This window comes from Acinetobacter sp. (assembly GCF_036659555.1).
Lineage (GTDB): Bacteria > Pseudomonadota > Gammaproteobacteria > Pseudomonadales > Moraxellaceae > Acinetobacter.
On the sequence record NZ_JAVXCI010000047.1, the window covers coordinates 1 to 22389 of the forward strand.

Sequence of the window (22389 nt, forward strand, 5' to 3'; positions counted from 1 at the left end):
AGTATGCCCAAACCCGCCATAATGCAGGCTTCTGGTTTGTAGAACGCCTTGCAGAACAGTATGGCATTTCCCTCAAAGCTGATCCGAAATTCAATGGAATCAGCGGCCGCGGCAAGATAGAAGGCCAAGACATCCGCCTACTGCTGCCTTCAACATTTATGAACCTTTCCGGCAAAAGTGTTGTCCCCTTCGCAAAATTCTACAATATTGCCCCCGAAGCTATGCTCATTGCGCATGACGAACTGGATATGAATCCGGGCGTGATCCGCCTGAAAACCGGCGGCGGCCACGGCGGCCATAACGGTTTAAAAGATATTGTTCCCCATACCGGCCCGAACTTTCACCGCTTGCGGATTGGCATTGGCCATCCCGGCGCAAAAGACCGCGTATCCGGCCATGTCTTAAGCAAAGCGCCAAGCAGCGAACAAAACCTGATGGATGACGCGATTGCGCACGCTTTGTCACGCATTAAGCTGCTGGCAAACGGCGACATACAGCAAGCCATGAATCAAATCAATGCTTACAAGCCAAACTGATAATTCTACAGATTATTGAACAATGCTTCTTGCCATGATGCCGTTTTCAGAGCAAAATGCGCATGCAGCCCGATGCCTACCCGTTTCGGCTGATTGTTCCAACCATAAGATAACAATCTTCGGTCCACCAAGGAGACGCCAGCCATGCTATCTCGTTTATTAAAATGCAAAATCCACCGTGCTGTTGTAACACATGCAGAACTTCATTATGAAGGTTCATGTGCCATTGATGGCGTGCTTATGGATTTGGCTGGCATTCGTGAATACGAGGAAATTCATGTTTGGAACGTGACCAACGGTAAGCGTTTCGCCACCTACGCAATCCGCGGCGAAGACCACTCCGGCATCATTTCAGTCAATGGCGGCGCTGCGCATCAGGCAGATGTAGGCGATTTAGTCATTATTGCAACTTTTGGCAATTTCACTGAAGCTGAAGCCAATGCGCACAAGCCCCGCCTTGTATACGCCAACCCGAATAATACCGTCAACCACACGGCGAACTGCATTCCAGTTCAAGTGGCATAAACAGCAAAAATTCAAAAGCCCGCGATATTGCGGGCTTTTTTGACAGCGCTCAATCCAGCCCTTCAGCGGCCCTTCCACCATTCACCACGCTGTTCGCAGTTTAATGCTTTTAAATTTTCATCCGCCAGTCCAGCCAAAAGCGGCTGGCCATTTTCCTGCACCTTTAATTCAGCAAAACGCGCATTGCGGTAACACGGCTCAAGCCCTTCCGCAAACAAGAAACTGGCCGCTGCCGGGTACAGGCTTTCAAAACTGTTGTTTGGATTTTTTAAGATCAATTTTGCAGAAGAGGCTGGATAAGCGCCCAGCATTTTTTCATCAAAACTGGTTTTTATCACGCGGCGCTGTTCATCAAGCTGCACATAGGCAAGAAGCTGCGGCCTATTCTTAAAATATTCAGCCGTCATGCCTGCAGAACTGCGGGCTGGAGACAGCTCATCCGATGGCGCCGAGCCGCCAAAATACAGCTGATAATTCAGCGCCATATAGTCACCCTGCAGCAGCGAGCGCGGATCGGCCGGCATCAGCCTGACAAAAACGCTGTCACTGTGCGCCAGGCGCCATTCGTGGCGCGCAATCATCGCCAAGAACAATGCAACACTGAACAGCGCAAGGCAGAGAGGAATCATCTTTTTCATGCGGCGCTCCCCGGTACAGCGGTTTTATTTTGCTGAGCGAGCAGATGCGCAAGCAGCATAACCGCAAGCCCTGACAGAAAAATGCTCAGGCTTTTCATCAGGAAGCTGACGCCCAGGCTGTAATACAGCAGCCACAGCCAAAAGACCAGCAGCAGAATCGACAGCGCCTGAACCAAGCGCTGCTGATAAGCGACCGACCAGGCCAGAAGCGCCAGCAGGATGAATATTTCAAAATAGCCGAACAGCATCAAAGCCGCGGCGAGCGCAGGAATGGCCCACAGCTGAGGCTGCAGCAAGGCTCTGCGGTGGATCAGGCAGAAACTCAGCAGCCATATGCCGGGCAGCAGATAATTCGCCCACAGGCTGGGCGGCGCCTCAGCCTGAAAGCTTGGATTGAGCGCCAGCTGCAGCACGGCAGCCGCAGCCAGAATCAGCAGAATCCATAAGCTGAAACTTGCGCGGTAAGCCGATTTCAGCCACAGCGGCGCGCTGCACAGCAGCAGGGTCAGAAGCGCGTAATTCAGTGAAATGATATAAAAATGCAGATATGCCTGATTGCCGTAGCCGGCTGCATCCAGCAGGGCCGCAAGGCCTAAGCCGTACAGCACCGCCAGCTGCATCAGCACAATCAGCCAGTGCATGCGGCTGAATATGCAAAGCGCCGCAAAGAAAAACTGAATCAGGCAGATCAAGGCAATGCTGCCGGTCAGCAGTTCAGTGTGCGCCAATACTGCAGCCTGGCCGCAAATCCAAAGGCAGTACGCCAGCTGGCGCAAAAACAGGCTGGATGTGCGGCGGATCACCAGCCGGGCCGCGGCAATAAAGGCCAGCCCGGCCGCAATGGAAAAAACTTTCCAGTAAGTCAGCAGCAAAGAAGACAGGATAATTCCGGCAAACCATGCGCCCAAAGCCAAAGGAATGGCGGCGAATTTGGTTTTCGGCAGCATTTTCATCAGCACCGCGCTGATTCCGGCAAACCATGCAAAAATCAGCGCAGCCAGCACCAGCAAGCCTGCGGCGGAATCGGGCAATGCATCTTCCGTGATCTGAAAAATCAGGATGCTGACACTGGCCGCCAGCCCCGCCACCTGCAGGCTAGTTTCCAAAGCCATGCGCTGCATGTAGAAATAAAGGCTGAAAGCCAGCGGCAGCGACAGCGCAAGGTAAGGCCATGCATAGTGTTCACAATACTTGAACATGCTCAGCAGAGATATGCCGGCAGCAAAAGCGGTAAACACATAACGTAAACTGAAATAGCGCTGAATGCAGGCAATAAAGCACAGTCCTGTCCAGATGCTGAGGCAAAGCAGATAGGCGCTCAGTTCCTGATTCATCCAGAAGCTTTGCTTGAAAAACATTAAGAGCGCGAACTGGCTTACCACACAGAACAGCGCAAAAACGCCGATATTCGGGCGGTACAGCCAAGGCAGCAGCAGCAGCGCCCAAACCAGAAACAGCAGGTAGCTGTCTGCGCCGGTTTGATAGACTTGCCCGATCACCGCCATGCTTAAGCCGAGCATTAATCCTGAAATGCCATCCAATGCTTGGCGGACAGCATCATTCGATGCCAGCCACACACTGGCCGATGCGGAAATAAGCAGGAAAATTTGCGGAATCAGCAGCTGAATGATTTTCGGCAGCATCAGCCAATTGGCCGCAATCAGGTACAGTACACTGACTGCAATGAGCGCCAACCCAATCACATGCAAATGCTGAATGACTGGGGAATGGGTGAACAAAACAGGTGAAAATTGGTTTTTCGGCTTTATTTCAAGTGGATTCATTTTTATGTTTTTAGCAGCATCTCATTCTCAAGGAAACATAGCACGCTTTTCCGCATTTCAAAAAAATGCTTACAAATCAGAATAATTATTTTTCTTATATTAAATTCTGCGTTTACTCACCGGTCAAAATACCCCTTTTGCGCGCCAAACCGGTCTATAATGGCTGCACATCGCTTCAGGGCGGGGCGCAATTCCCCACCGGTGGTAAGTTCAGCATGAATTCATTCCTGACTGAATCAGCCCACGAGCCTTGCGCTGCCAGCAGCGCTTCGCAGATTTGGTGCAAATCCAAAGCCGACGGTATAGTCCGGATGAAAGAAGACGACGTAATCAAGCTCAATTGCGGCCTACGCTGCAATTGATTTGCTGCGCCTATTTTTCAATGTCCTGAAATGTTCAACCGTACTTTCAATTTACGCGAGCGTTTCAATGTCTAGTTTAATTCAACCCGAAATTTTCTTTTCTGCACTTCCTCCTTTTGAGCAGCGCATTCAGCAGGCGCTGGAAGATCTGCGCCAAGGCAAGCCTGTTCTGGTCATGGATGATTTTGACCGTGAAAATGAAGCCGACCTGATTGTAGCAGCTGAAACCCTGACTGTAGAAACCATGGCCCGCATGATCCGCGACGGTTCAGGCATTGTCTGCCTGTGCCTGACCGATGAGCTGGCAAACCATCTGCAATTGCCGCCCATGGTGGATGACAACTCCAGCCAGTTCAAAACTGCCTTTACCGTGACCATTGAAGCTGCTGAAGGCGTTACTACCGGGGTTTCCGCAAAAGACCGCACCATCACCATTCACGCCGCCATCAAAGACGGCGCAATGCCCAGCGATTTAAACCGCCCCGGCCACGTCTTTCCTTTGCGCGCGCGCAGCGGCGGCGTGCTGACCCGGCGCGGCCACACCGAAGGCAGCACCGACTTGGCCCGGCTGGCCGGACTGAAGCCTGCCGGCGTGCTGTGCGAACTCACCAATCCGGACGGCACCATGGCATCCGGCATTCAAGTGCTGGCCTATGCCCAGACCCATCACTTAACCTTAATCACTATTGAAGAAATTGTGCAGTACCGCTTAGCGCACAAGCTTTAAAATCGGCACACAGCCTTTAAGATCCGCAATCCCAGCAGCGCAGCCTAGCTGGGATTTTTTATCAGCCTGCAGAATAGCAATAGCAGCAGCCTGCCCCCGTCTGTCAGGCCCTTAGCCTTTTTCAGCTTGGCGCCGGGTCAGGCCAAGCGCTAAACGCTGCATCAAAACAGCAATATGATTGACCGCATAAGACGCAGCAACCAGACTCACTGCGCCCGCCAAAACCGGAAACAGCAGAAAGCTCCAGCCATACTGCGCGGTTTGCGCCGTCAGCAGAATCAGCAGCGGATTTGCGCCGGCCGGCGGATGCACGCAGCCTAAAAGCTGCATGCAGGCGATGGCCAGCCCGACCGCCAGCGAAATGCTGAGCATATTGACAGGCAGCCAATGCGCAAAGCACAGGCCCACAAATGCCGAAATCAGATGCCCTAAAATAATATTCCGCGGCTGCGCCAGCGGCGACTGCGGGGCTGCATACAGCAGCACGCAGCTCGCGCCAAACGGCGCCATAATCCACATATGCCCGGAATATTCCGTGAGCGCCAGCAGCATGTACACACTGAGGCCACCCCCGGTCAAGCCGCGCAGCATATCGGCAGCATCCGGCCGCTGCGCCGGTTTTCCCCAGCCCTGAAATAAAAACATCCCGCATTCCCCTTACAATTGATTTTAGACAGTCAGCGCGCTAAAATTAAAATAGTACAGATCTGTACTTATTGCAAATATGCGGAAGGAAACGGCGAAATGTCTAAATCGGCGCAGAAAATTCTCAGCACAGCTGAACAGCTGTTCAATCAGCACAGCTTTACCGGCGTTGGGGTGGATTTAATCCGCGATGAATCCGGCTGCTCGAAAACCACGCTGTATACGCATTTTAAAAATAAGCCGCAGCTGGTGCAGGAAGTGCTGAAAAGCCGGGATCTGCGCTTCAGGCAGAGCCTGCTGGACTATGCGGCGGATGCGCAGGGCTTGGACGCGCTGGAGCGGATTTATGACTGGCACATGCAGTGGTTTCAGGCGGACCATTTCAAAGGCTGCTTATTTGTCCGCGCCGTCAGTGAGTCTTCCGCGCAGGAAGCGGAAATCCATCAAATCGCCAAAGCGCATAAAGAATGGCTGCGCGGGCTGATTGCGCAATACGCAGCTGAACTGAACGGCGCTCAGGAGCTCAGCGCGGTATTCTACACTCAGCTTGAAGGCCTGATCAGCCGCTTTTCAGTGGAAGGCTATGATGCGGAAACAGCAGCCCATGCAAAGAAACTGCTGTTTAAAATTGCCGCCTGCTTTCAAAACAGCGCTGAATAAATGCCGTACAGCGCCACAGCAATCAGCATCAGGCCGCAGCCCGCCAAAAGCTTTGCATACAGCCTGGATTGCGCCAGCCGGTTGAAACCCAGATACACCAAAGACAGCGTGCTGAAATCCAGAATAATCCAGGTCACGGTCAGTACGGCCAAGCTTAAATTCAGCTCTGAGGTGATGCCAGTAAACTGCGGGAAAAATGACGCAAAAAAGATAATATCCTTAGGGTTGGAAATGCCCACCAGAAAGCCCTGCTTAAAGCCGCCCCGCATAGCCTGCAACTGCATGCTGCCAGTGGCATCAGACTGTGGCGCCTGCAGCGCTTCCCTTAAAATCTGCAAGCCAATATAGGCAATATACAGGCAGCCTAAAATTTTAATCGCGTTAAACCATTGCGCGTCAACCGTTAAAAAGCCTTTCAGAATCAGCACCGATAGTGCAATTAAGATCAAAGAGGCTAAATTCGTGCCAAAAATGGTCTGCAGGGCCTTCTTATAGCCGCCCTGCAGGCCAGCGCTGGCCACCAGCAGCATCACCGGCCCCGGCGTCGCGATCATCACAATCACGGCTGCGCAATACAAAATAAACTCAACAACATTCATGGCTGCGCCCGCTTCATCTATTTATTTTCCCGGCTGGCATAAAAAACATTCACTCATCATCTTCCGCCATATGGATTAAATTATAGCTGATGCCGTCTGCCCGCAAAAAAGCCAAATCATAGCTGGCCTCCGCCAGCGCCAGCACGCGCCGCTCAAACTCCTGCCACAGCGGCTTAACCTGGCTGCTTTGAATTCCCAGGCCGCTTTCACCTGCAAGATTTTTATTTTTCTCGCAGATTTTCAGGGCATGGTACAGCTTGCGGCCTGAGCTTGCATCCGGGCGCAGGCGCGCGCGCTTAGACAGCACAAAGCCTTCAACATGGCGCAAGTCGGCAAAAGGAAGCATAGGAATCAGAATCTGATCCAGCTGCGCATCCAGCCTTTTCCACACCGCGCTGTGCTGCTCCGGCGTATAGCTGTTCCACTTGATTACTTCATGGTTAAAGCGCCGGCAGCCGCGGCAAACTGAGTCGCCAAACACGGTTGAACAGCGCCCCGCGCATGGGGTCAATGAGGCAATCCGGCGGTCCGTACTCAAAGCATGCTCCTAAAAAATCATCAAATCGGCTTCACCGGCATGCAACCGGCAGGCCAAGAATATACACCCTCTCCCGCTGGATGAGAAGCCATGCATGCCAGCCATATTGCTCGCATATTCGCGCAATTCGCGCTAAAATATGCGCCTTTAAAAAATTCACTGTCTTAATTGGAGTATCCATGAACGCTACTGTAGAACAGCTTGCACCTGTAGAACAGCATGCGGCCGCAGGCTGGGTTGTTGCAGCGCTTTATCAATTCAAAGAAGTTCAGGACTCTGCAGGCTTGCAGCAGCGCCTTTTGGATTTGGTAAAAACCATCAACCTGTGCGGTACTCTGATTGTGGCAGACGAAGGCATTAACGGCACCGTTTCCGGCGACCGCCAATCTGTAGATGCCATTCATCAATTCCTTTTAAATGAAGGCTTTGCGTCAATGGAATACAAAGAGTCTCACAGCTCTGAAAAGCCATTCCGCAAAATGAAAATCAAGCATAAAAAAGAAATTGTCACTTTAGGCGTAGAAGTGAAGCCGCGCGACTTAGTCGGCCACTACTTAGACCCGAAAGAATGGAATGAGCTGATTGCCCGCGATGACGTCATTCTGGTGGATACGCGCAATGACTACGAATACAAAGCCGGCACATTCAAAGGCGCAATTGACCCGAAAACTGAAACTTTCCGTGAATTTCCGGAATACGTGAAGCAGAATCTTGCAGAGCATAAAGGCAAGAAAATTGCCATGTTCTGCACCGGCGGCATCCGCTGTGAAAAATCAACTTCACTGCTGCTGCAGGAAGGCTTTCAGGAGGTGTACCACCTGAAAGGCGGCATCTTAAAATACCTTGAAGAAACCCCGGCTGAAGAAAGCATGTGGGAAGGCGAATGCTTTGTATTTGACGGCCGCACCGCAGTAACTCACGGCATGGAAGAAGGCGCGAATATTAAATGCCACGCCTGCGGCTGGCCTTTGCTTCCAGCAGAAGCTGCGCTGAGCAGCTATGAGCATGGCGTATCATGCAAATACTGCATCGACAAAACCTCTGAACAGCAGAAAGCCGGTTTCCGCATGCGCCAGTCGCAAATTGCAGCGGCGAAGCGCAAGCGCCTGTAATTTTCACAAGCTGAACATCAAAGGCCGTAAAATTTATTTTGCGGCCTTTTTTTATGCTGCAGCTCTGTTTTTTTAATTCAGCCCCGCTCATGGAAGCCATGCGCTGAAGCGCCGCGCAAATTTAAATAAAGCTACAGAATTCTGCGCTGAAACCCTTTATTATTGAAGAATTTAAACAGGTTAAAGCGCTATGGGCATACAGGACTGGATCATTTCGGTTATGGAGCAGCTGGGCTATCTCGGCATTGCCCTGCTGATGTTTTTGGATAATGTCTTCCCGCCGATTCCGTCCGAAATCATTATGCCTTCCGCCGGATACGCCGCTTCACGGGGCCAGCTGGCGCTGACTGGCGTGATTATCTCAGGCTGCATCGGCTCGCTGGCGGCCGCAGCTGTGCTGTACTGGGTTGGCTATAAATTCAATCATGAAGCGATTTTCCGCTTTACCGAGCGCTACGGCAAATACCTGTTTATCAAGTCTGAAGATGTCAAAACCGCGCTGCAATGGTTTCAACAATACGGCCACCGCATTGTATTTTTTGGCCGCATGATTCCTGCCGTGCGCTCGCTGATCAGCATTCCCGCCGGCATGAGCCGCATGCCCTTCTGGAAGTTCATGCTTTACAGCAGCCTTGGCACCGTCATCTGGACGACCTTTCTGGCCTGCGTGGGTTTTTATTTTGGCGAAAATCAGGCGCTGATGCATGAGATTTTCAGCCGCGCCGGCTACAGCATTTTAGCCATTGCCGGCGCTGTGCTGGCATGGCTGTGGTATAGGCGCCGGCAGCGCAAGAATTCGGCCTAAGCGCCTGCGCTGCTGCTATTCCGCCAAAGCTGCGCCCATAAAAAAAGCGCCTGTTCAGGCGCTTTTCTAATCATGCATAAATCAATTTGGCGTGTGATACATCAAATATAATTCATTTAAATTTTCAGGAATTTCTTCTGCAAGCTCGTCCATCAGCTGGCCGTTGCGGCGGAAAGTTTCCATTTGCGGGTCTTCTTCATCAATCCCGCTGAACACCATAATCGGCAAAGTCAGATCAATCAGCTGCTCTTCGAATTCTTCCGTAAACCAAGCGTCTTCGTTCAGGAACATGGCGTCAACAAAGCCCACGCTCCAGTCGCCCAAGCTTGACTCTACATCCGCTTCTTCAATTTCAAAAGGAAACTCAATTCCTTCTTCATTCGCCAGGCTCTGGCGGATTGCTTCCAGCCATGCTTTTACCTGTTCAATGATTTCGCCTGGCACTTTCTTCTGATTGTTGTCAAACAGCTCATCCAGCCATTTTGCAAACGCCGGGCCAACCGCAATTGCGCACAAGAAACCGTGAGTCGCAGCAAAATCTAGACCGTACTCATTTTGATCGCCGTCTAGGTATTCACTTAACAGGTCTAAATCCAAAGCACTCATTTCACATCCAAACTTAGAAACTTAAAGCGCTAGCATAGCATTTTCGGCGCCCATGCAGAATCAGATTTTACTCATCATCGCCGTCAAGGTCATCATCGTCAAAATCGTAATCAAATTCCTTCAATTCGCGCTCCAGCCGGCGCTGCGCGAGCAGGTCATCGATAAGGCGGCGCTTTTCCAATGATTCCTTTGCGCTTATCTTGCTGCCGGCTTCATCGAAATTAACGTCATCATCACCGTAGTTATCATCTAGTTCAAAATCTGTAGAAGACACTGAAACTACCTCATAATAATGAAAAATGTGAAAGGTACTAGCCGCTATTTATATGGGTTCCAGAATCTTGTCAAGATTTTTTTATTTTTTTGCATCTTCAGGCTAAAATCGCGCGCGCTTTCAGCTGAAATTGTGCAATTATAGGCAGACGGCTTTTGACTGCGCCAATGCAGGCAATCCGCCGTGAAATAAGAAATATTCAGCAGGCCTTAGCCGCCTGACTTGAAAAAAGCGTTTTAAGCCCAATATACCTAATCAATTGTTAACTCAACATCATTATTTATAAAATCATGTTGGACTGATCAATTCAAAAACTATTTATAGCGAATTGTGCTATCATGCACGGTTTTTCACTGCCACAGATTCAACGAAGAGTAAGCAAAGATGAGCGATATGACTTCCCCTACTTCCCAAGTAGCGGCTCTGATTAGCCGAGGCAAAGAGCAAGGTTACCTGACTTTTGCTGAGGTTAACGATCATCTCCCGGACTCGATCACGGAAAGCGAACAGATTGAAGACATCATTCAGATGCTGAATGACGTTGGTATCCCTGTACATGACCGCGCGCCTGAAACTGACGATGCGATGTTTGAGGGTGGCAATGAAGCTGCTGATGAGGTTGCCGAAGAAGAAGCCGCAGCCGTACTTGCATCTGTTGAAAACGAACCTGGTCGTACCACTGACCCTGTGCGCATGTACATGCGCGAAATGGGGACAGTAGAACTGTTAACGCGTGAAGGCGAAATCAGCATTGCAAAACGCATTGAAGAAGGCATTCGTGACGTTCTTCATTCTATTGCTTACTGGCCGAACGCTGTTGAAGTCGTATTACAAGAATACAAAGATTATGAAGCCGGCGAACGCCGCCTGGCGGACATTCTTTCAGGCTATTTAGACCCTGAAACCGATGAAGAAATTCCGGAAGTTCTGGAAGAAGAATCTGAGCTTGAGGAAGCTGAAAGCACTTCAAGCAAGGCGCCAGCCAAAGACGTAAAGCTGGACGATGATGACGAAGAAGAAGAAGCTGAAAGCGATGACGATTCTGAAGGCGAGTCAGGCCCAGACCCTGAAATCGCCAAAGCGCGCTTCACTGAACTGGATAACGCCTGGAAAAACACCAAGACTGTTATTGAAAAGCACGGCCGCAGCAGCAAGGAAGGCGAAGCCGCCCTTGAAGCGCTGGCTTCTGTATTCATGATGTTCAAGTTCACGCCGCGCCTGTTTGATATTATTTCTGAACTGATCCGCGGCACGCATGAGCAGATCCGCACCTCAGAACGCGAAGTGATGCGCTACGCCATCCGCCGCGGCCGCATGGACCGCACGCAGTTCCGCACCTCTTTCCCGGGCCAGGAATCCAACCCAGCTTGGCTGGATGAGCAGATTGCCAAAGCGCCTGCAGATCAGAAAGGCTACTTGGAAAAAGTCCGCCCGGACATTCTGGCTTTCCAGCAGAAAATTGCGGACATTGAAAAAGATTTGCGCCTGAACGTAAAGGAAATTAAGGACATTTCCAAGCGCATGGCTGTAGGCGAAGCCAAAGCCCGCCGCGCGAAAAAGGAAATGGTTGAAGCCAACTTGCGCCTGGTGATTTCGATTGCGAAAAAATACACCAACCGCGGCCTGCAGTTCCTGGACTTGATTCAGGAAGGCAACATCGGCTTGATGAAGGCCGTAGACAAGTTTGAATACCGCCGCGGCTACAAGTTCTCAACCTATGCGACTTGGTGGATCCGCCAGGCCATTACCCGCTCGATTGCCGATCAGGCGCGCACCATCCGCATTCCAGTGCACATGATTGAAACCATCAACAAGATCAACCGTGTATCGCGCCAGCTGCTGCAGGAAATGGGCCGTGAGCCGACGCCCGAAGAACTGGGCGAACGTCTGGAAATGGACGAAGTCAAAGTGCGCAAGGTGCTGAAAATCGCCAAAGAGCCGATTTCCATGGAAACGCCGATTGGCGATGATGAAGATTCGCATTTGGGTGACTTCATTGAAGACAGCAACATCACCTCTCCGGTTGATGCTGCCACTTCAGAAGGCCTGAAGGAAGCGACGCGCGAAGTGCTGGAAAACCTGACTGAACGCGAAGCGAAAGTCTTGAAAATGCGTTTCGGCATCGACATGCCGACCGACCATACGCTGGAAGAAGTCGGCAAGCAGTTTGACGTGACCCGCGAGCGTATCCGCCAGATTGAAGCCAAGGCGCTGCGCAAGCTGCGCCACCCTTCCCGTTCTGAACACCTGCGTTCATTCCTGGAAAACGACTAAGCAGCATAGATACAGTGGAGACTTGAAATTTCATCGCTTGTCTTCATTATGTATTTAAGAGAATCACAAAGCCTGCACGTTTGCAGGCTTTGTCTATAAAATTTGAGGTGAACTATGATAGACCGCACTCCATCTCGCGAACTCCGTGAAGACCTTTGGGTATTTCCCATGGATTATCCAATCAAGCTGATTGGCAATGCAGGCGCAGAATTGCACGGTGCTGTTGTAGAAATTCTAGTGAAGCATTTTCCTGAGTTTGATGCAGCCAGCTTAGCTGTGCAGCCGTCCCGCACTGGAAAATACCACTCCATTACTGCGCAGCTGCGTTTTGAAGAGCTTGAGCAGGTGCATCTGCTGTATGCAGACCTTGCCGCTTGCGAGCACATCCGCACTGCGCTTTAAGATATCAGCCAATGAACCGATTAAAGCACGCTTCCGGGCGTGTTTTTTTATGCGCGCCCGCCGGCGAAATTCATGCGGGCTGCACCCCATCCTGCAGGCAATTCTTTATAATGAAGCGCATGAGTTTTAATTTTTAGAAAGGATGCAGCCTGCGTGAATGATGCAGTTCAAAAACCGTCTTTAATAATCCGCCAATACAGCCAGCTGACGCCTTATGCAGAGCGCTTTGCTGAAATGAAAGCGCTGACCGAGCAGCGCGGTGAAAATACTCCGGACGAGCTGTGGATTCTGCAGCACCATGATGTGCTGACCCAAGGCCAGGCCGGCAAGCCGGAGCATATTCTGCAGCACAGCAGCATCCCCGTGGTGCAGACCGACCGCGGCGGCCAAGTGACATGGCATGGCCCCGGCCAGCTGGTGGCCTATTTCATGTTTGACCTGAACCGTCTGGGCTGGAATGTGCGCACGCTGGTGTCTTATGCGGAAAACTTAATGATTCAGCTGCTTAAAAAATACGGCATTGAGGCCCATGCCAAACCGGATGCGCCGGGGGTGTATGTCAATGAGCGTAAAATCGGCTCATTGGGCTTTAAAATCCGCAAGGGGCGCTCCTATCACGGCTTGGCGCTGAATATTGACTGCGACCTGTCCGGCTTCCACACCATCAACCCCTGCGGCTATGCGGGGCTGGAAATGGTGCGCATTCAGGATCTGGCGGAAAACTATCCTAAATTTGAGAACTTATGCGTCGATATCATTGAAACATTGCAGCACAGCGGTTACTTTAAAGAGATTAAAGTCGAACAGCGATAAAGCTTTTGCTTTCGGCGCAGAAATAAATTAGAGTATTTACTCTAAATAAATAATACTCAAAAAAAGGGATAACCGCGTGATTGCAACAAAATCCGTAAAGCCCGCCCTGCAGCTAGCCTATGTCAAACTCATGATGGATGTGATTGGCAGAGGCTTGGTCATGGCGAGCCAAGTCGATGAAGAAGTGAAGCAGGAAGTCGCCAAGTTTCCGCAAAACTTCACCCTGTCAATGAAAGTATTTCCGCATGGCCCAGCCTTTATTGCGCACGTGACTGAAAGCAGGCAGCTGGAGCTGGTGCCGGATTTAGCAACTAAGCCTGACCTGACTATCACCTTCAAGCATTTAAGCCACGCCTTTTTAGTCTTTTCTTTTCAGGAAAGCACCGCGCAGGCGTTTGCCAATGACCGCATGATTGCCGACGGCGATATTGCCTATGCCATCCGCCTGGTCCGCTGCCTGAATAAAATGGAAGCGCTGATTCTGCCGAAAGCTATAGCGGAACTTGCCGTCAAGGAATATCCAGCCGATTTAAGCCTAAAAGAAAAACTCACCGGAGCTGCCCACATTTACCTGAAAGTGGCTCAATCCTATTTCAAACGGAGCGCATAACACATGGCTAAGCCTTATTACGAATTTTTCTGCCCGGTTAAAGTGATTGCGGGCCATGCCGCTTTAGAACATATTCCGTTTGAGCTTTCGACTCTTGGCGCCACCCGCCCGCTGATCATTACAGACAAAGGCGTGCGCAGCAATAACCTGCTGGCGCCGATTGAAGCGGCTTTTGAGTCGACCGATGCGGTGATCGGCTGTATTTTTGACGATGTGCCGCCGGATTCAAGCCTTGAAACTGTGCGCAAGGCAGCCCAGCTGTACCGCGACAACAACTGCGACGCGATTATTGCCATCGGCGGCGGCTCGGTGATTGACACGTCCAAGGCCACCAACATCTTAGTTTCTGAAGGCGGCGATGACCTGCTGAAATATTCAGGCGCGCATAACCTGCCTAAACCGCTGAAGCCGTTTTTTGTGATTCCGACAACCTCAGGCACCGGCTCAGAAGTCACTATGGTGGCTGTGGTTTCAGACAATCAGAAAAATGTGAAAATGCCGTTTGCATCGTATTACCTGATGCCGCACGCCGCCATTCTTGATCCGCGCATGACCCAGACCCTGCCGCCGCACCTCACCGCAATGACCGCGATGGACGCGATGACGCATGCAGTTGAAGCCTATACCTGCCTGGCGGCCAATCCGATTTCAGACGCCTATGCCACGGCAGCCGTCAAGAAAATCAGCGCCAGCCTGTTCAATGTGCTGGATAACCCCAATGATGCGGACGGCCGCCTGGAGCTGGCGCAGGCTTCAACTATGGCCGGCATTGCCTTTTCCAATTCAATGGTTGGCCTAGTGCACTCCCTGGGCCATTCCCTGGGCGCGGTTGCCCACCTGCCGCATGGCCTGTGCATGAACCTGTTCCTGCCCTATGTGCTGGAATACAATAAAGAAGTGAACGGCGATAAGCTGGCTGACCTGCTGCTGCCGCTGGCTGGCCCGGATATCTATTCGCAGACCCCGGCCCATGCCCGCGCAGACAAAGCCATTTCTACCCTGCTGACCATGCGCGACCGCATCTACGCCCTGACCAAGCTGCCGCGCACGCTGCGCGAAACCGGCAAGGTTTCCGAAGCGCAGCTGGATGAAGTGGCGGAAAAGGCGCTGAATGACGGCTCGATCATTTACAACCCGAAAGAAGCCACCCTGCAGGATTTGAAAACTATCTTAGAAAAAGCTTGGTAATTGCTGAAAAATAAGCGAATATAGCCGAAAATTCAAGCCTGATGCTTTTTTAAGCATCGGGCTTTTATCTTGCGGTCAGAAAAGCCGCCGGCTTTTATGCAATTGGCATAATTTCTGCTGAAAAAACTCAAAAGGTTACTGACAAAAGGCATCATTCCGGAGTAGATTGGCGCACTTTTGCATTAAACACAGGGGGGATCGTTCGTCTCAAACGATCCTGATGAACATGACTGATCCTTGATCAACGATTAAGAGGATAACGCCGTTGACAAATATCTCTGGGACTCAATCGGCAGCTAAACTGCAAAAAACGCTGGGCCTCTGGCACATTATTATTATTGGTTTAGCCTATATTCAGCCAATGACACTGTTTGACACTTTCGGCCTGGTATCGGAAGAAAGTCATTATCATGTGCCGACCTCTTACATTATTGCCTTAATTGCAATTCTGTTTACCTCCATCAGCTATGGGCATATGATCCGCCGCTACCCGTCTTCCGGGTCTGCCTACACTTACGCGCAGAAATCAATCCACCCGAATGTCGGCTTTATGGTGGGCTGGTCGTCGTGGCTGGATTACCTGCTGTCGCCAATGGTCAACATCATTCTGGCGGTCATTTACCTTGAAGCGCTGTTCCCCGATATCAGCCACTGGTTTTGGGTCATTGGCCTGACGGCATTCATGACTGCTGTGAACTTGCGCGGCGCGAAATTTGTCGCAAACTTCAACGGCTTGATTGTCTTTGTGCAGCTGGCGGTCATCGGCTACTTCACCTGGATGGTTTACAGCCTGCTGGCTGGCGGTGTCAATGCTGACGGCACATTAGTCAATGCCAAATACCAGCTGTGGAGCCTAGAGCCATTCTGGAATGAAATGACCCAAGTTGGCGCATTGATTACCGGCGCGACCTTGCTGTGCTTCTCCTTTACCGGCTTTGACTCGCTCAGCTCGCTTGCGGAAGAAACCAAAGATACTGAAAAAACCCTGCCGAAAGCAATTTTCTTAACCGCACTGATTGCCGGCGTGATTTTCATTATCAGTACCTACTTCATGCAGGTCTATTTCCCGAATGACCCGAAAACCTATTTTGACGATGTAGCGGCCACTCAGCCGGATATTCTGATGGCAGTTGGCGGCGCGGCATTCAAAACCGTGGTGCTGTATTTCGCCATTGTGACCGTTATGGCTTCCGGCATTTCCGCGCATGCAGGCGTATCGCGCTTAATGTATGTGATGGGCCGTGACGGCGTGATCAATAAAAAGATCTTCGGCCATATCAGCCACAAGAGCTTTACACCGTCCTACAATATTATGATTGTCGGCGCGGTTGCATTGACTGCAGGCTTTATGGATCTGGACATTGTCATTTCCATGATCAGCTTCGGCGCATTGACCGCCTTCACTTTCGTCAACCTGTCAGTCATTTCGCGCTATGCGCTGCGTGACGGCCGCACCAAGAACATGAAGGATATTTTCAGCTTTGTGGTGATTCCTATGCTCGGCTTCCTCAGCATCTTCGCCATGTGGCTGGAAATTGAAGAAACCGCATTGAAATACGGCTTATGGTGGGCGATGTTCGGCATCCTGTACCTGGGCTATAAAACCAAAGGCTTCAAGCATCCGGCGCCGCAGCATAACGAGTTTGATGATACCCATCATTAACCCGCAGCAGCGGATAAAAGTAAAAAGGCGCAATATGCGCCTTTTTCTTTCCCGCCCGCCGCATCATCCGGCAGGCATTTTTTTAGGCGGAAAATCTTTCAGCAATGGCCTGAATGCGTTTGGCATACGCTTTGGCGGTATCCAAATCGCCCGCTGGAATTTCATCCGCGCCGGCATCGGACGGCGACTGCACCAGCAAGCCGACCGAACCGCCCAAGTTATTCACATCAGTGCGCTGCGCCGCTTTGGTATTGGCCGGCAGCAGGCCCAGGCTGACCCAAATGCCGCCGTGCTGGGAAGCAAGCGTCTGCAGGGCAATCAGCGTTACCTGCTTGTCGCCGTTCAGGCTGGCGCTGTTGGTAAAGCCGCCGAAAATCTTATCCTGCCATGCACGGGTAAACCATTTTTTTGAAGATGCATCGGCAAACTTTTTAAATTGCCAAGGCGCAGCGCCCATATAGGTTGGCGCGCCAAAGACTATGGCGTCCGCAGCGTCCAGCGTATCCCAGTCCTGATCCTGAATGTTGCCGTCCTGATCAATTTGAATTAAATCCGCATTGATTGCTTCCGCAAAAGTTTCAGCAATGACTTTGGTATGGCCATAGCCGGAAAAATACACCACAGCAGTTTTAGTCATGATTGTTCAGCCCTAAAATGATCATTGAAGGCTATATAATATATTTTAGATACTAAGTGTCAATTAGTTACCAAAGGGTAACTGCTTAGAGCAGCTCTTTCTGCTATGCTTCAAAATATCCACACTGGAGGCCGCCATGATGCAGGCTACTGCCGCTTATAATGTTTACCATCCCCGCTGCCCATCGCGGCTTTTCTTTGAAAATATGGCCGACAAATGGGTGCTGTATATTTTAGATACCTTAAAATCGCAGCCGCAGCATTTTAATTCACTGAAAAAGCTCATTATCAATATTTCACCGAAAGTGCTGTCGCAGAAATTGAAAATGCTGGAGCGTGACGGCTTTATCAGCCGCACAGCGCTGGACACCCGCCCGATCAAAGTGGAATATGCATTAACCGCGCTGGGTGAAGAACTGGCCGAAACCGCCTTTCAGTTCAAGCTCTGGGCTGAAGGCAATATGAGCCGGGTTCTGGATGCGCAGCATCAGTATGATGCGCTGCAAAACGCATAAAATCTCCGGCAAGCATTGCTTAAATAATTCAAATGCAAAAAGGCGCCAGCTGCGCAATTACCCCATAATTGAGTAAATAAGCTTTGGATACGCGAGTGCGGCAGGGATGCCGCACGTTGCCCATCCTTGCGCTGCATTTTAAAGCAGTGCTTAAAACTGGCTCAGGACGCCGTGTATGGGCAACAAAAGACTTTTGCCCACTTTGGGTCTTTCCAAAGTAGAGTCTTGCCTGCGCAAAGGCGTTTAAACTTTTAAAGCAAAAATGAGGCAGTGCAAGCGCTTAAACTTAAGAGCGCATAAATCATCTGCTTTTTGCACAAAAAATCTACTTAGTTGTTTCCAATAGAGATTATAGTTCCATTTAAAAGAACTCTGCTATTGCAACACAGAGAAAAAATGTTGGATATTACTGGCCAGCTGCACCTTTTAATGAACGCCGGCGGCCGCGCTTAGCGTATGCGGCAGTTAAAGCCCATCCGGGTATCCACAATATTATCCTTATAGCCCAAACTTTGAATGAATAAGCTCCGGTCTTCCAGCTGCTGCTGATCGGCTGCCGGCAGACGGCTTTTATTCTGCTGCGCCAGACTGTAGGTTTCATCAATCAAGCCCTGATACAGCCCGCAGACTTCCTGGCGTTTCGGCTTTTTCAGCTGCCGGCCAAACCAGCCCCGTTCAAAATCTTCAGGCTTCAGGGTTTTGCCCCACTCTTCAATGCGCTGATTCTGGCGCTGCTGCAGTTCCGCCATCCCCTGCTGAATTTCAGCTTTGCTCAGCGGCTGTACAGTTTCCGCAACAGCAGCCGGCATCGCAGCGCCCTCATCGGCCCAGCACGGCGCAGAGATCAATGCTGCCAAAAGCGGGAGCCATAACGGGTAAGTCTTTAAACGGTTCAAACGTCAGCTGCCTCTTTTTTCTAGCTTTGCTGATTCGGTTATACACAGTTTTTCCTGCATTCAGAAGCACTTAGGCCATGATTTTACAAAAAATTGCCATGAGCCAGCGCTTCGGGCAGAAAAAAACCGCCCTGTTGAGTAATGCTGATCAGTTAAGCGTAATTTCATTATTACTGATTGATAAATCTCCCCTAACCCCTCTTTGAAAAAGAGGGGGATGAACAGCATTGCTGTGCAAGGAATTCAAGACTGTATTGAATTTCAAAATACTCCCTCCTTTGAAAAAGGAGGGTTGGGGAGGATTAAAAATGCTTAACTGACTGGCAAGCCCTGTTGAGCGGTTGCAGCCTATGCCAGCGCTTTAAAACCCTGCTGGCGCCATGCTTCATATAGAATTACTGCAGTCGCATTCGACAGATTCAGGCTGCGCGAATTCGGCGCCATCGGCAAGCGGACCCAATGTTCCGCAGGAAACAGCATGCGCACATTTTCCGGCAGGCCGCGGGTTTCCGGCCCCATCAGCAAAGCCACAGGGCGGTTCAAGTCCGAAGTATGCGGTGTCGCTTCGCCTTTGGTGGTTAAAGGATATACCGCATTCATATCAACGCCTTTTGACGCTAAATCTGCAAGGCATTCTTCAAATGTTTCCCAGATCTGCATGCGCGCCCACTCATGGTAATCCAGACCGGCGCGGCGCAGCTTTTTATCGTCCAGCTCAAAGCCCAGGGGCTTGACCAGATGCAGCTGTGCGCCTGTATTTGCGCATAAACGAATGATATTCCCTGTATTTGCAGGAATTTCCGGCTCGTATAAAACAACATGGATCACAGCTTTTCTCTACTCTTTCAACGTGGCCGACAGGTTCAGTCTTGCCACTGCAATTGTTCACGCAGGCTGACCACATCGCCAATAATGGTCAATGTCGGCGCCTGTATTTGATGCGCTGACACTTTGGAGGCAATATCCGCCAATGTGCCGACGACAACTTTCTGTTCCGGCGTTGTGCCTTTGGAGATCAGCGCAACCGGCATATCCGGGCGCTGGCCATGCGCAATCAGCTGCGCGCAGATTTTTTCCAGCCCAACCAGCCCCATGTATAAAACAAGGGTTTGATTTTGATAGACCAGTTCACTCCACGGCAGCTCAGGCGAGCCTTCCTTTAAATGCCCAGTCAGAAAGCGCACGCTTTGCGCATAATCGCGGTGGGTTAAAGGGATGCCCGCATAGGCTGAACAGCCTGACGCGGCCGTAATGCCCGGCACCACCTGAAAAGCGACGCCGGCAGCAAACAGTTCCTGAATTTCTTCGCCGCCGCGCCCAAAGATAAACGGATCACCGCCTTTCAAGCGGCAGACCCGCTTGCCTTCCTGCGCGCATTTCACCAGCAGCGCATTGATGCCTTCCTGCGGCACAGCATGATTGGAGCGCGCCTTGCCGACATAGATTTTTTCCGCATCGCGACGGCAAAGCTCTAAAATCGGCTGCGACACCAGGCGGTCGTAAATCACCACATCGGCCTGCTGCATCAGGCGCAGGGCTTTCAGCGTCAGCAGCTCCGGGTCGCCCGGCCCGGCGCCGACCAGATAGACTTCGCCTTTCGGCGGCTGCCATTCAAGCAGCGCATGCTCCATCAGGCGGTCCGCCTCTGCGGCATTGCCATGAAAAACCTGCTCTTTCAGCGGGCTGGCGTATAAATCTTCCCAAAAGATGCGGCGCTCATCCGGATTGGCGATTTTCGCTTTCACCGCTGCGCGCCATTTTCCTGAAAAATCGGCCAGCTTGCCCATGCCGTGCGGAATGCTGGCTTCAAGCTGGGTGCGGATTTGACGCGACAGAACCGGCGAAGCGCCGTTGGTGGCAATCGACACCACCAGCGGAGAGCGGTCAATAATGGCCGGCACCATAAAGCGGCAATGCGGCGGATCATCCACACTGTTGACCAGGACATTTTCAGCTTCACAGGCGGCGAAAACCGCCTGATTGACCGCTTTGTCATCTGTCGCCGCAATCACCAGCCGGTAAGGGCGGAGCTGAATTTCCGCACTGAACGGCGCCTGCAGGTACCGCCCTTGGCTTTGCTGCACAATCTCCAGCAGGCTGCCGTCAATTTCAGGCGCAATCACATCAATGACTGCACCGGCTTTGGCCAGCAATGCGGCTTTGCGGCAGGCAATATGGCCGCCGCCGACAATCAGACAAGGCTGCTGCTGCAGCTTTAAAGAGATTGGAAAGATATCCACGGACTACCTCAATATTTTAGATCTGACTGTCTTAAGCAATTTTCATGCACAAAATTGCGCTGTACATCGGTTTTAATCAGTCGATGTATTCTGCGCCGCCCATGTATGGACGCAATGCCTGAGGAACCTCAATTGAGCCGTCAGCGCGCTGATAGTTTTCCATCACCGCAAGCAGGGTGCGCCCAACCGCCAGGCCCGAACCGTTTAAAGTATGCACCAGTTCAGTTTTCTTCTGATCCGCGCGGTAGCGCGCCTTCATGCGGCGGGCCTGGAAGTCGCCCATGTTGGAGCATGAAGAAATTTCGCGGTAAGTGTTCTGGCTCGGCACCCACACTTCCAGATCGTAAGTCTTGCATGCGCCAAAGCCCATGTCGCCGCCGCACAGCACAATTTTACGGTACGGCAGGCCTAAAGCTTTTAAAATGCCTTCCGCATGGCCCGTCAATTCTTCAAGCGCATCCATTGACGTTTCAGGCTTGACAATCTGCACCATCTCGACTTTGTCAAACTGGTGCTGGCGGATCAAGCCGCGGGTGTCGCGGCCATACGAACCGGCTTCGCTGCGGAAGCATGGCGTATGCGCTGCATATTTCAGCGGCAGGCGTTCAGGGTCAATGATTTCGTCACGCACGAAGTTGGTCACAGGCACTTCAGCCGTCGGAATCAGGTAGTATTCTTTTTCGCCCTGCAGCTTGAATAAATCTTCTTCAAATTTAGGCAGCTGGCCTGTGCCGCGCAAAGAGTCCGCATTAACCAGATAAGGCACATAGGCTTCGGTATAGCCGTTCTGCACAGTATGCGTATCCAGCATGAACTGGGTGATTGCGCGCTGCAGGCGGGCCAGCGGGCCTTTCAGCACGCTGAAGCGCGTACCGGTAAGTTTGGTGGCGGTTTCAAATTCCAAGCCGCCGATCATTTCACCAAGGTCAGTATGATCCTTCACCTCAAAATCGAACTGGCGCGGCGTGCCCCATTTCAGAATTTCAACGTTACCGCTTTCATCCTTGCCTTCAGGCACAGATTCATGCGGCAGGTTCGGAATGATTAAAGATTTGGCTTCAAGTTCCGCCTGAAGCTCCGCCAGCGCAGTTTCCGCAGCTTTAATTTCGTCGCCGATGGCCGCCATGCGCGCCATGATTTCAGAAGCGTCGCCGCCCGATTTTTTAATTTGACCGACTTGCTTTGCGCCGGCATTGCGCTCCGCCTGCAAGGATTCCGTCTTAGACTGGATGTCTTTGCGGCGGACTTCCAATGCAGCCCACTCTTCAGCGTTCAGCTGCACACCGCGTTTTGCCAAGGCTAAATTTACAGCCTCAATATTATTTCTGAGTAATTTCGGGT

General features: G+C 51.3%; 25 protein-coding genes and 1 riboswitch. Of the genes, 13 read left to right on the top strand and 12 right to left on the bottom strand.

The features are described from left to right. Both pth and panD read left to right on the top strand, forming a co-directional pair. On the top strand, positions 1-536 hold a 536-nt coding region (gene pth, locus RSA72_RS07985; protein WP_332623063.1), incomplete at its 5' end, for an aminoacyl-tRNA hydrolase. A gap of 144 nt (positions 537-680) precedes the next feature. Further along, positions 681-1061, top strand: a complete 381-nt coding sequence (gene panD, locus RSA72_RS07990; RefSeq protein ID WP_332623065.1) for an aspartate 1-decarboxylase — start codon at positions 681-683, stop codon at positions 1059-1061. Positions 1062-1123: 62 nt separating this feature from the next. On the opposite strand, the gene RSA72_RS07995 is transcribed toward panD, so the two are convergent. Both RSA72_RS07995 and RSA72_RS08000 read right to left on the bottom strand, forming a co-directional pair. Continuing rightward, positions 1124-1699: a GDYXXLXY domain-containing protein gene (locus RSA72_RS07995; protein ID WP_332623066.1), complete on the bottom strand. Its 576-nt coding sequence runs from the start codon at positions 1697-1699 to the stop codon at positions 1124-1126. Continuing rightward, on the bottom strand, positions 1696-3483 hold the full coding sequence (locus RSA72_RS08000) for a DUF2157 domain-containing protein (RefSeq protein WP_332623067.1): 1788 nt from the start codon (positions 3481-3483) through the stop codon (positions 1696-1698). Before RSA72_RS08000 ends, RSA72_RS07995 begins: the two co-directional genes overlap by 4 nt. Positions 3484-3651: 168 nt before the next feature. Next, positions 3652-3810: riboswitch (FMN riboswitch) on the top strand. Positions 3811-3912: 102 nt separating this feature from the next. Here RSA72_RS08000 and ribB point away from each other — a divergent pair. Continuing rightward, entirely contained in the window at positions 3913-4572 is a 660-nt protein-coding gene (gene ribB, locus RSA72_RS08005; RefSeq protein WP_332623069.1) for a 3,4-dihydroxy-2-butanone-4-phosphate synthase, read from the top strand. Between the two features lie 111 nt (positions 4573-4683). On the opposite strand, the gene RSA72_RS08010 is transcribed toward ribB, so the two are convergent. Next, a complete protein-coding gene (locus tag RSA72_RS08010; protein ID WP_332623070.1) occupies positions 4684-5217 on the bottom strand; it encodes an HPP family protein in 534 nt (177 codons plus the stop codon). 99 nt (positions 5218-5316) lie between these two features. On the opposite strand from RSA72_RS08010, the gene RSA72_RS08015 reads away from it, so the two are divergent. Beyond that, complete coding sequence (locus tag RSA72_RS08015; protein WP_332623071.1) at positions 5317-5877, top strand: TetR/AcrR family transcriptional regulator; 561 nt, start codon at positions 5317-5319, stop codon at positions 5875-5877. Here RSA72_RS08015 and RSA72_RS08020 read toward each other — a convergent pair. Then, positions 5859-6476, bottom strand: a complete 618-nt coding sequence (locus tag RSA72_RS08020) for a LysE family translocator (protein WP_332623073.1) — start codon at positions 6474-6476, stop codon at positions 5859-5861. The two genes, RSA72_RS08015 and RSA72_RS08020, sit on opposite strands and share 19 nt — an antisense overlap. Positions 6477-6525: 49 nt before the next feature. Then, complete coding sequence (locus RSA72_RS08025; protein WP_332623074.1) at positions 6526-7014, bottom strand: DUF1289 domain-containing protein; 489 nt, start codon at positions 7012-7014, stop codon at positions 6526-6528. Positions 7015-7193: 179 nt separating this feature from the next. Between RSA72_RS08025 and trhO the strand changes: the two genes are divergently transcribed. Together trhO and RSA72_RS08035 are read left to right on the top strand one after the other, a co-directional pair. Beyond that, positions 7194-8126 (top strand): oxygen-dependent tRNA uridine(34) hydroxylase TrhO, encoded by a 933-nt coding sequence (gene trhO / locus RSA72_RS08030; RefSeq protein WP_332623075.1) that lies wholly within the window; start codon positions 7194-7196, stop codon positions 8124-8126. A gap of 190 nt (positions 8127-8316) precedes the next feature. Continuing rightward, positions 8317-8931, top strand: a complete 615-nt coding sequence (locus RSA72_RS08035) for a DedA family protein (RefSeq protein ID WP_332623076.1) — start codon at positions 8317-8319, stop codon at positions 8929-8931. Between the two features lie 81 nt (positions 8932-9012). On the opposite strand, the gene RSA72_RS08040 is transcribed toward RSA72_RS08035, so the two are convergent. Together RSA72_RS08040 and RSA72_RS08045 are read right to left on the bottom strand one after the other, a co-directional pair. Continuing rightward, positions 9013-9537: a YecA/YgfB family protein gene (locus RSA72_RS08040; protein ID WP_332623078.1), complete on the bottom strand. Its 525-nt coding sequence runs from the start codon at positions 9535-9537 to the stop codon at positions 9013-9015. A 67-nt stretch (positions 9538-9604) separates the two neighbouring features. Further along, complete coding sequence (locus tag RSA72_RS08045) at positions 9605-9811, bottom strand: PA3496 family putative envelope integrity protein (RefSeq protein ID WP_068911991.1); 207 nt, start codon at positions 9809-9811, stop codon at positions 9605-9607. A 384-nt stretch (positions 9812-10195) separates the two neighbouring features. Here RSA72_RS08045 and rpoD point away from each other — a divergent pair, with 384 nt between their 5' ends. From rpoD to RSA72_RS08075, 6 genes are all read left to right on the top strand, one after another. Further along, a complete protein-coding gene (gene rpoD, locus RSA72_RS08050; protein WP_332632998.1) occupies positions 10196-12085 on the top strand; it encodes an RNA polymerase sigma factor RpoD in 1890 nt (629 codons plus the stop codon). A gap of 114 nt (positions 12086-12199) precedes the next feature. Next, positions 12200-12487, top strand: coding sequence for a YbeD family protein (locus RSA72_RS08055; RefSeq protein WP_332623767.1), 288 nt, complete (start codon positions 12200-12202; stop codon positions 12485-12487). Between the two features lie 153 nt (positions 12488-12640). Further along, positions 12641-13300 carry a lipoyl(octanoyl) transferase LipB gene (gene lipB, locus RSA72_RS08060; RefSeq protein ID WP_332623768.1) on the top strand — a complete coding sequence of 220 codons (660 nt, stop codon included), beginning with the start codon at positions 12641-12643 and terminating at the stop codon, positions 13298-13300. Between the two features lie 76 nt (positions 13301-13376). Beyond that, the gene (locus RSA72_RS08065; RefSeq protein WP_332623769.1) at positions 13377-13910 is read left to right on the top strand and encodes a hypothetical protein; all 534 of its coding nucleotides are present in this window, start codon (positions 13377-13379) and stop codon (positions 13908-13910) included. Between the two features lie 3 nt (positions 13911-13913). Further along, positions 13914-15098, top strand: a complete 1185-nt coding sequence (locus RSA72_RS08070) for an iron-containing alcohol dehydrogenase (protein ID WP_332623770.1) — start codon at positions 13914-13916, stop codon at positions 15096-15098. Positions 15099-15363: 265 nt separating this feature from the next. Then, on the top strand, positions 15364-16761 hold the full coding sequence (locus RSA72_RS08075) for an APC family permease (protein WP_332623771.1): 1398 nt from the start codon (positions 15364-15366) through the stop codon (positions 16759-16761). Positions 16762-16843: 82 nt separating this feature from the next. Here the strand turns inward: RSA72_RS08075 and RSA72_RS08080 are convergent, their stop codons facing one another. Further along, complete coding sequence (locus tag RSA72_RS08080) at positions 16844-17398, bottom strand: flavodoxin family protein (protein WP_332623773.1); 555 nt, start codon at positions 17396-17398, stop codon at positions 16844-16846. 139 nt (positions 17399-17537) lie between these two features. Here RSA72_RS08080 and RSA72_RS08085 point away from each other — a divergent pair, with 139 nt between their 5' ends. Beyond that, positions 17538-17912, top strand: coding sequence for a winged helix-turn-helix transcriptional regulator (locus RSA72_RS08085; RefSeq protein WP_332623775.1), 375 nt, complete (start codon positions 17538-17540; stop codon positions 17910-17912). Between the two features lie 449 nt (positions 17913-18361). Here RSA72_RS08085 and RSA72_RS08090 read toward each other — a convergent pair whose 3' ends face one another. The 4 genes from RSA72_RS08090 to serS form a co-directional block, all read right to left on the bottom strand. Next, positions 18362-18808, bottom strand: a complete 447-nt coding sequence (locus tag RSA72_RS08090; protein ID WP_332623774.1) for a hypothetical protein — start codon at positions 18806-18808, stop codon at positions 18362-18364. 348 nt (positions 18809-19156) lie between these two features. Beyond that, positions 19157-19636, bottom strand: a complete 480-nt coding sequence (locus tag RSA72_RS08095) for a tRNA (cytidine(34)-2'-O)-methyltransferase (protein ID WP_332624578.1) — start codon at positions 19634-19636, stop codon at positions 19157-19159. A gap of 35 nt (positions 19637-19671) precedes the next feature. Then, positions 19672-21048 (bottom strand): siroheme synthase CysG, encoded by a 1377-nt coding sequence (gene cysG / locus RSA72_RS08100; RefSeq protein WP_332624579.1) that lies wholly within the window; start codon positions 21046-21048, stop codon positions 19672-19674. Between the two features lie 76 nt (positions 21049-21124). After that, positions 21125-22389, bottom strand: a 1265-nt coding sequence (gene serS / locus RSA72_RS08105; RefSeq protein WP_332624580.1) for a serine--tRNA ligase, incomplete at its 5' end; no start/stop codon positions are given.

What these genes read in the sequence shown, in the direction of transcription:
- panD (WP_332623065.1), top strand. Translation starts at nt 681, where the DNA reads ATGCTATCTCGTTTATTAAAATGCAAAATCCACCGTGCTGTTGTAACA.
- RSA72_RS07995 (WP_332623066.1), bottom strand. Translation starts at nt 1,699, where the DNA reads ATGAAAAAGATGATTCCTCTCTGCCTTGCGCTGTTCAGTGTTGCATTG.
- RSA72_RS08000 (WP_332623067.1), bottom strand. Translation starts at nt 3,483, where the DNA reads ATGAATCCACTTGAAATAAAGCCGAAAAACCAATTTTCACCTGTTTTG.
- ribB (WP_332623069.1), top strand. Translation starts at nt 3,913, where the DNA reads ATGTCTAGTTTAATTCAACCCGAAATTTTCTTTTCTGCACTTCCTCCT.
- RSA72_RS08010 (WP_332623070.1), bottom strand. Translation starts at nt 5,217, where the DNA reads ATGTTTTTATTTCAGGGCTGGGGAAAACCGGCGCAGCGGCCGGATGCT.
- RSA72_RS08015 (WP_332623071.1), top strand. Translation starts at nt 5,317, where the DNA reads ATGTCTAAATCGGCGCAGAAAATTCTCAGCACAGCTGAACAGCTGTTC.
- RSA72_RS08020 (WP_332623073.1), bottom strand. Translation starts at nt 6,476, where the DNA reads ATGAATGTTGTTGAGTTTATTTTGTATTGCGCAGCCGTGATTGTGATG.
- trhO (WP_332623075.1), top strand. Translation starts at nt 7,194, where the DNA reads ATGAACGCTACTGTAGAACAGCTTGCACCTGTAGAACAGCATGCGGCC.
- RSA72_RS08035 (WP_332623076.1), top strand. Translation starts at nt 8,317, where the DNA reads ATGGGCATACAGGACTGGATCATTTCGGTTATGGAGCAGCTGGGCTAT.
- RSA72_RS08040 (WP_332623078.1), bottom strand. Translation starts at nt 9,537, where the DNA reads ATGAGTGCTTTGGATTTAGACCTGTTAAGTGAATACCTAGACGGCGAT.
- rpoD (WP_332632998.1), top strand. Translation starts at nt 10,196, where the DNA reads ATGAGCGATATGACTTCCCCTACTTCCCAAGTAGCGGCTCTGATTAGC.
- RSA72_RS08055 (WP_332623767.1), top strand. Translation starts at nt 12,200, where the DNA reads ATGATAGACCGCACTCCATCTCGCGAACTCCGTGAAGACCTTTGGGTA.
- RSA72_RS08070 (WP_332623770.1), top strand. Translation starts at nt 13,914, where the DNA reads ATGGCTAAGCCTTATTACGAATTTTTCTGCCCGGTTAAAGTGATTGCG.
- RSA72_RS08080 (WP_332623773.1), bottom strand. Translation starts at nt 17,398, where the DNA reads ATGACTAAAACTGCTGTGGTGTATTTTTCCGGCTATGGCCATACCAAA.
- RSA72_RS08085 (WP_332623775.1), top strand. Translation starts at nt 17,538, where the DNA reads ATGCAGGCTACTGCCGCTTATAATGTTTACCATCCCCGCTGCCCATCG.